Consider the following 14,922-nt stretch of genomic DNA (forward strand, 5'->3'; position numbering starts at 1 on the left):
GCTAAGTCATATCTTTTGAATATAAGTCTTATTTTAGTTAGCGCATTCGCGAATTTCATGTTGTTTTTAGAAGCTTATAAGAAACTCTCTATTCCATTTATGAATGAAGAACAAAGGGTTGAAAATGCTCCTTTTCTTTTTATTTATGTACTTCCATCATTTATATTTATTTCATTTATAGTAATTTTTCTACATAAAAAATTAATCAAAACACAGAAATGCAGGGAATAAAAATACAAAAGACTAAATTTAGATAATACTTATCCAAAACATGATGGGTGTTATCTTATTATTAATCTTATATATGAAGAAAAATGCCTACTTTGATTCTTAAATAGCGATTTAGCAATGAAATACATGAGTAGATTAGCAGCAGGGGTATTTTTGATTGAGGTGATTGCCATTTTAGGATGGCTACACTCCTCCACTGACATGCTGCAAAATATTACTTTCTTCTCAACAGGAGTAATAATTATTATTTACTTAAACTATTTGTCCTACTTGCTAAAAAAGCAACGAGCGTCGGATAATGATAAAAATAATTAACTTAACAATCTATTTTATAATTTTTTTAGCCATAACATATCACTGGCTTTCATCACCTTTGGATACTAGGCAATCTATGTTTTATTCCATTGTTACCGTCTTTCCCCTTTTAGCATTTAACATTATTTTTAAAATTTACAGAAAAATCAAATAGCTTAGTATTTATATCAATCCATATTAAGGAAGTAACTAAGCACTAAAACCAAAAAAGCCACGATAAACGTGGCTTTGTTGGATAAAGCTTAAACTTTTACTGTTCTATTATAAGAACTGACCTAGCGCTTTAACTTGGTCTAACATGCGGTTTGAGAAACCCCACTCGTTATCGTACCAAGCCATCACTTTAACAAGCTTACCATCTACTTTAGTTTGGGTAGAATCGAAGATTGAAGACGCTGGGTTGTGGTTAAAGTCGATAGAAACAAGTGGTAGTTCGTTGTATTCAAGAATACCTTGCATTGCACCTTCTGATGCTGCTTTAACGACTTCGTTGATTTCTGCTGCAGTTGTTTCGCGCTTAGCAACAAACGTTAAGTCTACTAAAGAAACGTTGATTGTTGGTACACGTACTGCCATGCCGTCAAGTTTACCCGCAAGTTCAGGAAGTACTAAACCAACTGCTTTAGCTGCACCTGTTTTCGTTGGGATCATTGACTGAGTTGCGCTACGTGCACGGTATAAGTCTGGGTGATAAACGTCAGATAAGTTTTGATCGTTTGTGTAAGCATGAATTGTTGTCATGCTACCTTGCTCGATACCGACTGTGTCGTTGATTGCTTTTGCAATCGGTGCTAAACAGTTTGTTGTACAAGATGCATTTGAAATGATGTTGCTGTCTGCGTTTAATACTTCGCTGTTAACACCGTGAACAACTGTTGCATCCATGTCAGTACCAGGTGCAGAAACAATAACTTTTTTAGCACCCGCTTCAATGTGTTTAGCCGCTGCGTCACGTGACGTGAATAAACCAGTACATTCTAAAACGATATCTACGTTTAGTGCTTTCCAAGGTAAGTTTGCAGGATCACGCTCTTGCGTAAGGGTAATTTCGTCATTACCAATTAGCATAGTGTTTTCAGCAAGTGTTACTTTTTGAGAAAATTGACCGTGTACTGAGTCAAATTGAGTTAAATGCGCGTTAACATTTGCTGGTGCTAAATCGTTGATTGCAACGATTTTGATTTCGTTGTTTTGAGCTGACTCATAAAGGGCACGTAATACGTTACGACCGATACGTCCATAGCCATTAATTGCAACATTAATCATTCTAATATCTCCCGTTAATTATTTTACTTCACTTGCTTGGCGAGCAAGCGCTTCAATGGCTTGCCAGTCTTTGTTTTCAATAAGTTGTTTATCTAACATCCAAGTACCACCTACACAGATTACATTTTTAAGTGCCAGGTAATTAGGTGCTGTTTCAAGGCTAATACCGCCTGTAGGGCAAAATGTTACTTGTGGTAAAGGACCACCAATTGATTTCAGCATTGCTGTGCCACCCGCTGCTTCTGCAGGGAAGAACTTTAAGAACTTAAAGCCATGGCTTGCTAATTTCATTACTTCACTTGGTGTTGCTGCACCTGGTAAAAATGGAATACCAGTGTCTTTAGCCAGTGCTAATAACTCGTCGTTTACACCTGGGCTAACCATGAAGTCAGCACCGGCTTCAACAGATGCATTAAATGTCGCTTTATCAACCACGGTACCTGTGCCAACGTATGCTTCTGGTACGGCTTCTTTCATTAGCTTTACAGCTTCTGCCGCAATCGGCGTACGTAAAGTAATTTCTAGTGCTTTTAAGCCACCGTTATAAAGCGCACGTGCAAGGGGTGCTGCATCTTCAAGTTTTTCGATAACAACAACCGGTACCACAGGTGCCGATGATAAAATTTTCTCAATGCTCATTGTTTGTTCCTCATAGCCCAGTAACGGCGTATTATTATTCTAAACCAAAGGCACTTGCGCCAAGGTCTGCACTACTTACTATATTTCTGAAACCTGCGAATAACTCTCGGCCTGTACCATATGTTTGGCTTGGTTGGCTAAGTTGTAATTCACGTTTTGCTAATTCTTCATCGCTTACGTGTACTTTCAATACACCCGCTGGTGCATCAAGCGTCACTAAATCACCTTCGTGAATTTTTGCGATTACACCACCTTCAACCGCTTCTGGTGCTAAGTGGATTGCAGCAGGAACTTTACCTGATGCACCCGACATACGGCCGTCAGTCACAATCGCCACTTTGTAGCCTTGGTCTTGTAGTGTTGCCATTACTGGCGTTAATTTGTGAAGCTCAGGCATGCCTTTCGCTTTTGGACCTTGCTCTTTAATTACGGCAATAAAGTCTGTATTTAACTCACCGCGGCTATATGCTTCTTGTAACTCACCTTGTGAGCTAAATACTTTAGCTGGTGCAGAAACAACTTGGTGAGATTCAGCCACTGCAGAAACTTTAATAACGGCTTTGCCAAGGTTACCTGTAAGAAGCTGTAAACCACCCTGCTTGCTAAACGGGTTATCAATCGGACGTAACACTTCTTCATCATGTGATTTTTCAGGACACGCAACCCATTTAACTTTGCTTGGGCCTGTGCTGTTAGTCATGATCACTGATGAATCTTTATCTAGCATTGGCTCTGTGGTGTATGCCTCAAGGCCATCACCGACAATCGTTTTCACGTCGTTATGTAAGTAACCTTTGCTAAGTAGTTGCTTCATTAAGAAGCCCATACCGCCGGCTGCTTGGAAGTGGTTTACATCTGCTGAGCCGTTCGGGTAAATACGTGTAAGAAGTGGCACAACTTCTGATAAGTCAGCCATGTCTTTCCAAGTAAGGATTACACCCGCTGCTTTCGCAATTGCTACTAAGTGGATTGCGTGGTTAGTTGAGCCGCCTGTTGATAACAAGCCTACTAAACCATTAATAATTGTTTTTTCACTGACTACGTCAGCTAGGCAGTTAGCATCTTTTGTTTCGATTAACTGCTTTAACATGGTTTCGACAGCATGACCTGTTAAACCATCACGAAGTTCTGTGTAAGGGTTAATGAAAGAGCTACCTGGTAAATGTAGACCCATGATTTCCATTAACATTTGATTCGAGTTAGCGGTACCGTAGAAAGTACACGTACCCGCACTGTGATACGATGCGCTTTCAGCTTCTAACAGCTCTTCGCGACTTACTAAGCCTTGTGCAAATTTTTGACGAACACGGGCTTTTTCTTTATTCGGGATACCCGATTGCATTGGACCTGCTGGTAAGAAATACGTTGGTAAATGACCAAATGATAAGGCACCAATTAAAAGTCCAGGGACAATCTTGTCACACACACCTAAACAGAAAACACCGTCGAACACGTCATGCGATAAAGAAACCGCTGTAGACATTGCAATCACATCACGTGAGAACAATGATAGTTCCATACCATCACGGCCTTGAGTAACACCGTCGCACATAGCAGGTACGCCGCCAGCAACTTGTGCTGTAGCATCGAACTTAGTGGCAAGGCTTTTGATGATTTCCGGATAATCTTTGTAAGGAACATGCGCTGAAAGCATGTCGTTATAAGCGTTGATGATAGCTAGGTTTGGTTGCTCGTCTGCTTTTAAGCGAGCTTTGTCATCGCTGCTACAAGCAGCCATAACGTGTGCAATATTACCACAGCCTAAACCTGCACGAACTCTTGTTTGTTTTTTTGCGTGCGCGATTCGCTCTAAATAAGCTTGGCGGGTCTCTTTACTGCGTTCGATAACGCGTTCGGTGACTTCTTGGATACGAGGATGCAACATATAAATTCGACTCATCTCTATAGTTAGAGGATAAAGGCTCAGTAACAATTACAGACTCCACGAAAATAATTGTACTGAGCAACTTTGATTTACCCGTTCAAAGGTACGCTGACAGGCTGTCTCTCACAACCAACCTGACACCGGTGTCACTGTATTAACTCATGACTGTGACACCGGTGTCAACCTTATCTGTTAAATTTAGTTTAATTTTTTTAAATGACCAAATAATGAACAATTTTATTTTAGTAGAATATGAGTAGAATTCATGTGGAGTACCACTATCAAAGGCGTATAGACAAGACAAGCTTTGAGGTTGGTTTTAATTAAAAACAGTAACTTATAGCGTTATCATGAAAATTTTTAGCCTGAAATAAAAAAGCCCGAGAACGCGTCACTCATTCTCGGGCTACTGTGAAAAAAACAAGATGAAATTTATTTAATTGCTGCTGTCGACTCACGCGTAATGAGTTTTGCTTCAAGGGTTACTTGATAAGGCGACTCTTGTGGATCACCAATATGAGTGATCAATTGCTTAACTGCTTGCTGAGTCATCTCTTCAACCGGTTGTGCAATGGTCGTTAACCCTGGCCAAATATGACGTGCAATTGGTGCGTTATCAAACCCTGCAATAGAGATATCATCAGGCACTCTTAACTGCATTTGCGTAGCAAGTTTTAGTACTGCCGCTGCCATGTAATCATTTGAAGCAAAAACTGCTGTTGGGCGAGGGTTTAAATCTAAAATTGTACGGGCACTATCAACACCAGAGTGATAACTGAAGTTACCTTCTTCAACTAAGCGTTCATCAAACTCAATACCATTTGAGGCAAGTGCTCTTCGATAACCTTTAAAACGCTGCTCTGTGGCACTGTGATCAGGGTGACCTTTAATGAAGGCGATTTCTTTATGACCCAGCTTAATAAGATGCTCTGTTATTTCAAAAGCCCCTTGTTCGTCATTACTTCTTACCGAAATAGAGTCGTCTTCAAGTACCGCAGAGGCGACACGAGCATACGGGATCTTCTTCGACTTTAAAAAGCTTACAAGTTCAGGAAAATCTGAAAATGGCGGGGTCAATACAATACCGTCTAAACGAGAAGTTTGAATTAATTGCTCAATGTTACTAATTAATTCATCACCGCGTAATTCGCAAGGATGGATCAATAAGTTGTAGTTAAGTTCATGGCACGCCGCTAAGGCACCAGTTTGCACCCGGGTAATATAGCTTTTACTAGGATTATCGTACAAGCAACCAATAATAAAACTACGGTTTTGTGCTAAACCTCTAGCGATTGGGTTTGGCGTGTAATCGAGCTCTTTAAATACTTTAAGTACTTTTTCGCGCGTTGCATCACTCACGTTTGGCTCATTGTTAAGCACGCGAGATACTGTTTTTTTCGATACACCGGCATAGCTGGCGACACTGTTGATGGTTACTTTCTTCATCCGCTCTACATCCAACTGCTAATTACGCGTTACTTTTAACATGTATACACGCAGCAGCACCAATGAATGGAATGTTGTCTTGTGTTACAAGCGTAACAGGGATCTGTGAAGTATATTGCGACATAATGCCTTTGTCTGCAAAACGTTCAACAAATCGACTAGATAATAAACGTTGTTGCATACGAGGTAAAATACCACCACCAATAAATACGCCACCTAACGCACCAAATGTCAGGGCTAAGTCCCCTGCTACACTACCAATCCAATCACAAAATTGATTAAGTGTTGCATCACAGACTTCGCATTGACCAGTGGTTGCTAACTCGCTAATTTGTGCTGCATCTAAATTCTTCGCTTCAACGCCTTTTACCGCAGCCATAGCGCCATATAAATGAGCAATACCAGGGCCTGAGAACACAGTCTCCACAGAAACATGATTTAATTGCTTTTTAAGCTCAGTAATCAGTCTACGGTCTAAGTCTGTGACAGCTGCAAGGGTAATGTGCCCTGCTTCACAGCTAAGAACAGCACTGCCTTGTGATGTGCGAACTAAACATGCAGCACCAAAACCTGTACCAGGCCCCATAACTGCGATATTCGCATTTTCATCCGCCTGACCTGCTTTAACAGCCATATTTTGCGAATCATCTAAATAAGGTGCCGCATAAGCAAATGCTGCAAAGTCGTTGATTACTTCAAGTTGCTCAAATGAAAACTCAGCTTTTAAATCGGCAACGTTAAAGTGCCAGCCAAGGTTAGTTAAATGAACTTGACCTGCTTTAATCGGGCCAGCTACTGCTAAACATGCACGGCTTGGCTTTGGAAACGAAATTTGACTAAAGTACTGGTTAATCGCACTTTCTAAAGAGCCAAAATCTGCACTTGGAAAAGTTAAATTGTGCTCGATAACAAACTGGTTAGTTTGTGCATTAAAGTCAGTGATTAAAGCGAAACGAGCGTTAGTGCCGCCGATATCGGCAACAAGAATAGGAGCGAATTCTGTGGTTGTCTGTGTGTTCATGATGTTTTCTCTATTTGTCTAAGCTAGTTGCCGCTTATTGTTCTAGTTTTCAATGGCAAAGCCACTGTGTCTGCTAAACTTTGGGTCATTGCCTCAAAGAAGCTATCTTTTGTATTAAAAAAATGCTGCCCAAATGAATGGGCAGCCAAATACGTTTTGACAACAAAATGATAAAACAGTGACATTATGACACCGGTGTCAGATTTGGATCAATAAAAATTTTCATTATTTGTGCATGCATACGTATTTAATGAGAAAACCTGCGTATTAAGTATCGAAAAGGCATTTATAAACACATAAAAAATACCTAACTGTGTACAGAACAGCCACACTCTCGCTGCTTATCACAAATAGCTTGAAAAAAATATTAAATAGCCGAAAATGGCAATCACTAGTTCTGTTATTTGGTAACCATATGAAAGGTAAGGCGACATCTTTTGACATTGCACATTATGCGGGTGTGTCGCAGTCAACCGTGTCTCGCGCGCTGCGAAATAGCCCTTTGGTCAACGAAGAAACCCGTCGACGTGTTCATGAGGTAGCCAAGCAGCTCAACTACAAAGTTGATAAAAATGCCAGTAACTTAAGAACACAGCAAAGTAGCACCCTCGCCCTGTTATTATTTGAAGATCCCACTTCGGATGAATCACAAATAAACCCTTTCTTTTTGGCGATGCTTGGCAGTATAACCAGAGCCTGTGCAAAAGAAGGCTACGACTTACTGGTATCGTTTCAGTCGAGCAGCTCTGATTGGCAAGCCGATTACGAAGACAGCCATCGTGCAGATGGCTTAATACTGCTTGGTTATGGTGATTACCTTGATTATCAACCTAAATTTAAAACCCTAATAGATCAGCACACTAAATTTGTCTGTTGGGGTGCAAGCGTCGATAACCGCCCAGATTTAACTGTGAGCTGTGATAACTACGGCGGTGGTACATTAGCAGCAGAACATTTACTCGCAACAGGAAGAACCGATTGTGCATTTATTGGTGATGCATCTGAGCATAGTCCAGAATTTTTTGCTCGCTACCAAGGCTTTAAAGATGCATTTCTAGCCAAGGGCGTGAATTTAAACGAACGTAAGATGGCAAATGCTATTTCTACAGAAGAATCAGGCTATCACGCAACTCGTTCACTCTTAGCAAATAACATTCGTTTTAACTCATTATTTGCTGCCAGTGACCTTATTGCGATTGGAGCTATTCGCGCATTGAAAGAAGCAAAAATAAAGGTTCCTGATGATGTGCACGTTGTTGGCTTTGATAATATTGCGGTTGCCAGCTTTGTAAACCCACCACTTACCACTGTTCAGCAAGACACCACCCTCGCCGGACAAATGTTGGTCGATAACCTGCTCAAACTTATTCGTGGTGAAGATGTCGAGAATACCCTTTTACCACCTCGGTTAATTATTCGCGGTTCAAGTGTTTAATTTTTAGCGATAACAGCTTTGTTATCGCCTACTCCCTCCCTAACCAGACACTTATTGCATTAAAATCAGTTTTTTTTCGATTTACCCAAGACTATTACTTCGAAAAAGCAGATAATTACACCTATTATGTTGAAAATGCTTATCTGGCTAACAATGCTTTAGATAACAACGCGCACAAAGGTGGAATTTTTTAATGGAAATTAAAGTTAATTTTCTCGACAACCTCAGACTTGAAGCAAAGTTTGATGATTTCTCTGTCATTGCAGACCAACCTATTCGCTATAAGGGTGATGGCACTGCACCAAGTCCATTCGATTACTTCTTAGCATCTTCTGCATTGTGTGCGGCTTACTTTATTAAAGTGTATTGTAATTCACGTGATATCCCGACTGACGGTATTCGTGTTGCGCAAAACAATATCGTTGACCCAGAAGACCGCTATAACCAAATTTTCCAAATTCAGGTTGAGTTACCAGAAAGCCTTTCTGAGAAAGATCGCACAGGTATTTTACGCTCTGTCGAGCGCTGTACAGTTAAACGTGTTATTCAGACTGGCCCAGAATTTAAAATCGATACTGTTGAAAGCATCGAAGCTGATGCGCAAGCAATGCTGATGGCAAAACCCGGTGATGACAGCAACACATTTATTTTAGGTAAAGATTTACCACTTGAAGAAACCATCGCAAATATGACGGCCATCCTTGAAGAGTTAGGGATGAAAATCGAAATTTCTTCTTGGCGTAATATTGTGCCAAATGTATGGTCACTTCATATTCGTGATGCAGCCTCGCCTATGTGTTTTACCAATGGTAAAGGTGCAACGAAAGAAAGCGCACTATGCTCAGCTTTAGGCGAATTTATTGAGCGCTTAAACTGTAACTTCTTCTATAACGATCAATTCTTAGGTGAAGACATTGCCAATAGCGCGTTTGTTCATTACCCAAATGAAAAGTGGTTTGCACTGACTGACGATGACTCTCTACCTGATGGCATTTTAGATGACTATACCCGTGAAATTTATAATCCAGATGGTGAGCTGTGTGGCTCACACCTAATCGATACCAACTCAGGTAATAAAGAACGTGGCATTTGTTCGATTCCTTATGTACGCCACTCTGACGGTGAAACTGTTTACTTCCCTTCAAACCTAATCGAAAACTTATTCTTAAGTAATGGTATGAGCGCAGGTAACAATTTTGCCGAAGCAAAAGTACAATGTTTATCTGAAATTTTCGAGCGTGCCGTTAAACGTCAAATCATTGAGCAAGAAATAGTTTTACCAGACGTACCAGAGGACGTTTTAAATAAATACCCAGGTATTGTTGCGGGTATTAATGGTCTTGAAGAACAAGGTTTCCCTGTTGTAGTAAAAGACGCCTCGCTAGGTGGTCAGTTCCCTGTGATGTGCGTAACACTTATGAACCCTAAAACAGGCGGTGTATTTGCTTCTTTTGGCGCGCACCCAAGCTTTGAGGTTGCGTTAGAGCGCAGCTTAACTGAGTTATTACAAGGCAGAAGCTTTGAAGGCTTAAACGATGTGCCTAAGCCAACGTTCAATAGTATGGCTGTGTCGGAGCCAGAAAACTTTGTAGAGCACTTTATTGATTCAACTGGCGTGATCTCATGGCGTTTCTTCAGCGCTAAACACGATTATGAGTTTGTTGAATGGGATTTCTCAGGTAGCAATGAAGAAGAAACAGCGAGCTTATTCGGTATTTTAGAAAGCTTAGGTAAAGAAGCTTACATTGCTGAGTTCTCAGATCTTGGTACTGCATGCCGCATTTTAGTGCCTGATTACTCAGAAGTGTATCCAGTGGAAGACTTGATTTGGGATAATACCAATAAAGCACTTAACTTCCGTGAAGATATCCTGAACCTGCATCGTTTATCAGAAGATCAACTTGCAGATTTAGTTGAGCGTTTAGAAGAAAGTGAACTTGATAACTACATTGATATCATCACCTTAATCGGCATTGAGTTTGATGAAAACACAGTATGGGGTCAGTTAACGATTCTTGAGCTGAAGCTACTTATTTACTTAGCACTTGGTGATTTAGAAGCAGCAATGGAGCTTGTTGAAGCATTCTTACAGTATAACGATAATACCATTGTTGAACGCGGCCTATTCTACCAAGCAATGCATGCAACGTTAGAAGTTGCACTCAGCGATGACCTTGAGATTGAAGATTACATTCATAGCTTCACCCGTATGTTTGGTCAAGAAACGATGGATGCAGTCGTTGGCTCAATCAACGGCGATGTAATGTTCTATGGTTTAACAGAAACCAGCATGAAACTTCAGGGCTTAGACAGGCACCTTCGTTTAATCGAAAGTTACAAAAAACTACACGCTGCCCGCGCTAAAAAAGCAGGGCTGTAACCAAGAAATATCAAAGCCGCATTTTTTCGTAACCTGCGGCTTTTCTGCTTTACTTAAAACCGTTACTTAACGAAAACGCACACCTGTAATGTCGTATTCAGCAATAAAGCGGCCACCATATGTATCTACAAACATAAACTCCATCTCTATTTTTTCTCGTCGGCCTTTGTGCTCAAGCAATTCAACAATAAAGTGTGTATTAGAATTAAGGTCATAAGAGCGACCTTGTGTTTCTCGGGTAACACTAAACTTTGTAGGGTTACCTATGCTATCAAAATACTCAAACAGCACGTTTAAACCGCGCGCATAAATTCCCGAGTCTCGCTGTGAGGAATTAGGTCTTTGCTGGGCCAACAACCATGTTTTGTCTTTTTGATTTACAGCCTTAATAAACTCACTTATTAATTGTTGGTGTTCAACAAGAGGCGGCATCTTTATTTCTTTTAGTGACTCTGTGAGTTTATCGCCCGCTCCCCCGGTTCTTGCTATGTAATTCTCAAAACCAGCGTCTATCGACATATAAGTTAAATAATCAGCAAGGCCATCATTGTAAACCTGTTCAAATGTGCCATATTCTTCAGAAAGAACACTTTCAAGGCGATTATATAAAGAAAAAGCATGCGCTGAGTCTAATTTCTTCAGTTCAGAAGTGTCTACCAATTGACCAAAAAGTAGTGCATTTAAATCAATTATATTTGTTTTATCATCAAACGTAATGATTTCCTTAACCCATTCTTTATCTGCTGTGGCAATTTGCAAATAGTAACGTTGAAAAGGCGCACCATGCTCATCGTTGATGGTTATTTTTTTGGTCGAAAAGTCATAAATTTTGGCATTTTTTGTAGGGCCAGTTCTAACACTTATCTTTAAGTCTTTTGACAGTTCGGTAAATTTATCTGACTTTTCGATCACAACTTCTTGAGAAGCAAAAATAGTCGTCGGAAGTAGCAACAAAAAGCTGGCAATGCATTTACTCACATTTTTCATATAAATCCCTTTTAAGTAAAATTAAGCTAAACCCAATTAAGGTACATGAATATCTTAAATGTATATTAAAGTGGTAACTAATTGAAGCCTAATGTGAATGTTAGGGTTTATATCGGTAATGCCCTGTAATTTTGTAAGTGAATAGCATATCTTCCATTTTCGGCCCCCAGCCTATGTTATGAACAATCAGAGGTCTTAATTTATCTTTCGATAGTTCATCTGTAACGATACCTATATGAGGCCTATTATTAGGTAGAACCCAAGTCACAATATCACCTGCTTGATAGTCAGCAGCTGCTTTACTAGTAACATGACTTTCACCATGTCTTTCAAAAAACACTTGTAGGTTAGGTACCCTGCGATGGTCAATATTGGTATCTGGTTTGGTTAAGCCCCAAATTCGTTTTGAAGGATATAAGCTAAAGTTGTCGCGCATATCCTCATGTACAAGCGCTTGTAAATCAATTCCTAAAGCTCTGTAAGTACGAATAACCACGTCGGTACATACACCTATATTCTTAGGCACATCACCATTGGGATAGTCTATTTTTCGATAACTTCCGTTATAAACTACAAAGTGTTCAGTACGCTCTTTAGCAGCTTCAACAAGTTTAGATTGAAAGCTTTCTGCTTGAGAATTAAGAGCAAATAATAAAAATAACATCCCGGCTGTTTTGATCATCTACAAACTCCATTTTAAAAATTATAAAAAACTCGAATAAGTTGCTCTCTGCCCATTCTCTTTATTAAGTATTAATGCTGTTCAGTATCAGCGTATTCTGCTAAACGGCTTTCAACTTGTAAGCGTTCTTGCTCAGTGAGTTCGCTATAAAACTTGGGGTATGGCCAGCCATAACCCCAGCGAAAGCTGGTAGGTAAAAAAGGTGTCCCTCCCACTCTGACACCGGCAAGCATCAATACCGCAATTTCTTGTTCACCCACTTGTGCAACACACGCTTTTAAATCTATATCAGCTTGCTCACGTTGCTTAAAAGTACCGCCTTGCCAATAAGCGAGATCATGGGCAGTGCAGCAAGCTAACCATAAGTTTTTGTGTTCTATCGTTCCATCAGGAAAAGAGCTGCAACCATCTGTAGTGAAGGGTTTAAGTTCAGCTGCCTCAGCTTTAATTAAGCACACAGGTAAAGCAATGAGAATAAGTATAACAAGAATAAAATTTTGCTTATTCATGGTAAATTCCATTTTAAATTTGGCCCTATTATAAACAAAAAACCGCCGAGGTTAATTCGGCGGTTTAATTATTTAATTAGATATTTAAAAGAAACTTACTTAGCTAATGTTTCGGCTGCTTTCTCTGCAAAAAGGTTACCTAGTTTTATATAGTAATTACTTTTATAGTGCCATTTATCTTCAATGAATTCGACAGGCTCATCAAAGGCAACTAAATGAGCATTAGCATTTGATTTAACGTACTTTTTCTGAGCATTCCATACACTCTCAATATGTGGCATCATGCGTGTTTCAGGTGTTTTACCAGAGTCTTCGATTCTGCCAAGGATGATTGGTAACTCCTTATCACCAAATGCCATTTTCATATCATTCATAAGGCTTGTTAAATTAGCTAAATAAACCTTAGATGCTTGCTCATGATAGGCATCGGCCTCGCCTTGCATCCAAATGATCCCTGCTGGGACTAAAGTATCTGCTTCACCATCACCATCTATATCATTGTTAGCTAACGCAGCTCTTACGGTAGTTTGAAAGTTATCCCATTGGTTGATCTTGGTGTTGTCAGCATAGTTCTGCCCCCACGTACCAAAGCCAGATGCCCCAAGCGCAATAGATGAGCCACCCCGCGCATATTTAATAATGGCTATTTTCTTATCAGTGATCTCAGATAAGCGTTTACCAAAACTCAATTCAGGGCCAAATCTATCAGATAAAGTAATTGAATGATCTGTCGATCTTGCCCCTGTTCCAAAACCAGGCATTAAATTAGTCCAAACACCTTTACCACCATTTAATGCATCATCAGCAACAGGGTTACCAAAAAAGAGTAAGGTATTTTCAACTGGTTTTTTATACTGCGCAGGTAAATCTTTATTAAAGCCAAATCCTTCCATATTTGATTGGCCCCCCATAAAGTAAAGCAAATAGTCATCCGCTTTACTTTGCGTACTTACTGCTAATAGAGCACATAAAGCTAGTTTTTTTAACATTATTTTTCCTTATACCAAAAGCCATGCCCAATAAATATTGGGTATGTAATTAAATATTTACTTCATCGATATAGCTTCGTGCTATGAATACGGCTAATACAGACATTTACTCTAGCAGAAGCAGTTCGATTCTTTTAATCAATCAAATATTACAGTGCTTGCGAGTTTGCTCTGAACATAAACTCAAGTGGGATTTGCAATCGCTTAGCCCAATCAACTTCTGCATGCGTCGCACCTGGGAAATATTGACTCTGCCATAACGAAGCTGGATAACCGTGTTGCATAAATACATTATCAATTTGTTTTTGAAGATCAGGATACATGGAGTCTAATGTGCCATCTCCATAATCGAAGTAAACTTTTTGTGTTGTTAGTTTGCCAATATTGTCAGAAATATACTGCTTGAAAGCAGTAAATACTTGTTTGTCATAAGTAAAAATCCCTGGCCAATGCGTAGACATACAAATTGCGCCGGCAAACTCATTTGGATATTGAAGTAATGTATACCAAGAAATAAGCCCTCCCATGCTTGATCCTGCGATATACCGATGTTCAAAACCTTTATTTACTGAATAGTTATCCTCAATAAAGGGAATGACTTCTTCAACAACAAAGCGAGCATAGTTGTCTGAATAAACCTTAGAGTAAAACAGCTTTTGCCCTGGATACCTCTCTAACTCAAATAAATCTGCTTGTTTTTGCTTTGCTAAACTTTCAAATACTTTTTGCGGAAAATACTCGCTATGACGATTTTCTACCGCATTTGGAATGCCAACAACAATAAATGGCTTAACTTTACCGCTTTGAATTAACTTCGCGGCAACTTCATCAACTTGCCATTCTTGTTTATTCCATGTTGTTTTGGCATCAAACAACATTCGACCATCATGCATATATAAAACATCATACTTACGTGTGTTTCTATAACCTGGTGGTAACCAGATATTTAAAAAACGGCTCTCAACATACTTTGAACTAAAGTTTTTCTTAACATCAAGATGCCCTTCTGACACCTTAGGGATTATCACATTTGCAAAAGTGACACCTGAAAATAGCATCAAGGTTAAACAAATTAATTTCTTAAACATAATGTCTACTCAAATTTAAACTAAAAAGCCGCAAATGAATTGCGGCTTA

The 14,922-nt window shown here is 39.6% G+C and carries 13 protein-coding genes; 3 read left to right on the top strand and 10 right to left on the bottom strand.

Annotated elements, in window-relative coordinates; all coding sequences use genetic code 11:
* Positions 1 to 357: 357 nt before the first annotated feature.
* Positions 358 to 546 (top strand): hypothetical protein, encoded by a 189-nt coding sequence (locus IMPJCBKJ_RS11075; protein ID WP_135924920.1) that lies wholly within the window; start codon positions 358 to 360, stop codon positions 544 to 546.
* A 261-nt stretch (positions 547 to 807) separates the two neighbouring features.
* Here the strand turns inward: IMPJCBKJ_RS11075 and gap are convergent, their stop codons facing one another.
* From gap to glk, 5 genes are all read right to left on the bottom strand, one after another.
* A complete protein-coding gene (gap, locus tag IMPJCBKJ_RS11080; protein ID WP_054551438.1) occupies positions 808 to 1,812 on the bottom strand; it encodes a type I glyceraldehyde-3-phosphate dehydrogenase in 1,005 nt (334 codons plus the stop codon).
* A gap of 18 nt (positions 1,813 to 1,830) precedes the next feature.
* Positions 1,831 to 2,451 carry a bifunctional 4-hydroxy-2-oxoglutarate aldolase/2-dehydro-3-deoxy-phosphogluconate aldolase gene (locus IMPJCBKJ_RS11085; protein ID WP_166340325.1) on the bottom strand — a complete coding sequence of 207 codons (621 nt, stop codon included), beginning with the start codon at positions 2,449 to 2,451 and terminating at the stop codon, positions 1,831 to 1,833.
* 34 nt (positions 2,452 to 2,485) lie between these two features.
* Positions 2,486 to 4,336: a phosphogluconate dehydratase gene (gene edd / locus IMPJCBKJ_RS11090; RefSeq protein WP_054561636.1), complete on the bottom strand. Its 1,851-nt coding sequence runs from the start codon at positions 4,334 to 4,336 to the stop codon at positions 2,486 to 2,488.
* Positions 4,337 to 4,768: 432 nt separating this feature from the next.
* The gene (locus IMPJCBKJ_RS11095; protein WP_054551441.1) at positions 4,769 to 5,782 is read right to left on the bottom strand and encodes a LacI family DNA-binding transcriptional regulator; all 1,014 of its coding nucleotides are present in this window, start codon (positions 5,780 to 5,782) and stop codon (positions 4,769 to 4,771) included.
* Positions 5,783 to 5,804: 22 nt separating this feature from the next.
* The gene (glk, locus tag IMPJCBKJ_RS11100; protein ID WP_138600575.1) at positions 5,805 to 6,803 is read right to left on the bottom strand and encodes a glucokinase; all 999 of its coding nucleotides are present in this window, start codon (positions 6,801 to 6,803) and stop codon (positions 5,805 to 5,807) included.
* A gap of 415 nt (positions 6,804 to 7,218) precedes the next feature.
* Between glk and IMPJCBKJ_RS11105 the strand changes: the two genes are divergently transcribed.
* Both IMPJCBKJ_RS11105 and IMPJCBKJ_RS11110 read left to right on the top strand, forming a co-directional pair.
* Entirely contained in the window at positions 7,219 to 8,238 is a 1,020-nt protein-coding gene (locus IMPJCBKJ_RS11105) for a LacI family DNA-binding transcriptional regulator (protein WP_166340327.1), read from the top strand.
* A 193-nt stretch (positions 8,239 to 8,431) separates the two neighbouring features.
* Positions 8,432 to 10,618, top strand: coding sequence for an OsmC domain/YcaO domain-containing protein (locus tag IMPJCBKJ_RS11110; protein WP_166340329.1), 2,187 nt, complete (start codon positions 8,432 to 8,434; stop codon positions 10,616 to 10,618).
* A 66-nt stretch (positions 10,619 to 10,684) separates the two neighbouring features.
* On the opposite strand, the gene IMPJCBKJ_RS11115 is transcribed toward IMPJCBKJ_RS11110, so the two are convergent.
* The 5 genes from IMPJCBKJ_RS11115 to IMPJCBKJ_RS11135 all read right to left on the bottom strand — a co-directional run bounded on the left by IMPJCBKJ_RS11115 (position 10,685) and on the right by IMPJCBKJ_RS11135 (position 14,873).
* Entirely contained in the window at positions 10,685 to 11,605 is a 921-nt protein-coding gene (locus tag IMPJCBKJ_RS11115; RefSeq protein WP_166340331.1) for a hypothetical protein, read from the bottom strand.
* A gap of 100 nt (positions 11,606 to 11,705) precedes the next feature.
* A complete protein-coding gene (locus IMPJCBKJ_RS11120) occupies positions 11,706 to 12,287 on the bottom strand; it encodes a DUF1287 domain-containing protein (RefSeq protein WP_166340333.1) in 582 nt (193 codons plus the stop codon).
* 71 nt (positions 12,288 to 12,358) lie between these two features.
* Positions 12,359 to 12,796, bottom strand: a complete 438-nt coding sequence (locus IMPJCBKJ_RS11125; RefSeq protein ID WP_206004199.1) for a hypothetical protein — start codon at positions 12,794 to 12,796, stop codon at positions 12,359 to 12,361.
* A 95-nt stretch (positions 12,797 to 12,891) separates the two neighbouring features.
* The gene (locus IMPJCBKJ_RS11130) at positions 12,892 to 13,785 is read right to left on the bottom strand and encodes a sialate O-acetylesterase (protein ID WP_166340335.1); all 894 of its coding nucleotides are present in this window, start codon (positions 13,783 to 13,785) and stop codon (positions 12,892 to 12,894) included.
* A gap of 149 nt (positions 13,786 to 13,934) precedes the next feature.
* A complete protein-coding gene (locus tag IMPJCBKJ_RS11135) occupies positions 13,935 to 14,873 on the bottom strand; it encodes an alpha/beta hydrolase-fold protein (RefSeq protein ID WP_166340337.1) in 939 nt (312 codons plus the stop codon).
* Between the last annotated feature and the right edge of the window lie 49 nt (positions 14,874 to 14,922).

The sequence above is a fragment of the Pseudoalteromonas sp. MB47 genome (assembly GCF_011319765.1).
GTDB classification, from domain to species: domain Bacteria; phylum Pseudomonadota; class Gammaproteobacteria; order Enterobacterales; family Alteromonadaceae; genus Pseudoalteromonas; species Pseudoalteromonas simplex.

Excerpts from the sequence above, each read along its gene's own strand:
- IMPJCBKJ_RS11110 (WP_166340329.1), top strand. The coding sequence starts at position 8,432 with ATGGAAATTAAAGTTAATTTTCTCGACAACCTCAGACTTGAAGCAAAG.
- IMPJCBKJ_RS11105 (WP_166340327.1), top strand. The coding sequence starts at position 7,219 with ATGAAAGGTAAGGCGACATCTTTTGACATTGCACATTATGCGGGTGTG.
- edd (WP_054561636.1), bottom strand. The coding sequence starts at position 4,336 with ATGTTGCATCCTCGTATCCAAGAAGTCACCGAACGCGTTATCGAACGC.
- IMPJCBKJ_RS11075 (WP_135924920.1), top strand. The coding sequence starts at position 358 with ATGAGTAGATTAGCAGCAGGGGTATTTTTGATTGAGGTGATTGCCATT.
- IMPJCBKJ_RS11095 (WP_054551441.1), bottom strand. The coding sequence starts at position 5,782 with ATGAAGAAAGTAACCATCAACAGTGTCGCCAGCTATGCCGGTGTATCG.
- IMPJCBKJ_RS11120 (WP_166340333.1), bottom strand. The coding sequence starts at position 12,287 with ATGATCAAAACAGCCGGGATGTTATTTTTATTATTTGCTCTTAATTCT.
- gap (WP_054551438.1), bottom strand. The coding sequence starts at position 1,812 with ATGATTAATGTTGCAATTAATGGCTATGGACGTATCGGTCGTAACGTA.
- glk (WP_138600575.1), bottom strand. The coding sequence starts at position 6,803 with ATGAACACACAGACAACCACAGAATTCGCTCCTATTCTTGTTGCCGAT.
- IMPJCBKJ_RS11125 (WP_206004199.1), bottom strand. The coding sequence starts at position 12,796 with ATGAATAAGCAAAATTTTATTCTTGTTATACTTATTCTCATTGCTTTA.
- IMPJCBKJ_RS11130 (WP_166340335.1), bottom strand. The coding sequence starts at position 13,785 with ATGTTAAAAAAACTAGCTTTATGTGCTCTATTAGCAGTAAGTACGCAA.
- IMPJCBKJ_RS11135 (WP_166340337.1), bottom strand. The coding sequence starts at position 14,873 with ATGTTTAAGAAATTAATTTGTTTAACCTTGATGCTATTTTCAGGTGTC.
- IMPJCBKJ_RS11115 (WP_166340331.1), bottom strand. The coding sequence starts at position 11,605 with ATGAAAAATGTGAGTAAATGCATTGCCAGCTTTTTGTTGCTACTTCCG.
- IMPJCBKJ_RS11085 (WP_166340325.1), bottom strand. The coding sequence starts at position 2,451 with ATGAGCATTGAGAAAATTTTATCATCGGCACCTGTGGTACCGGTTGTT.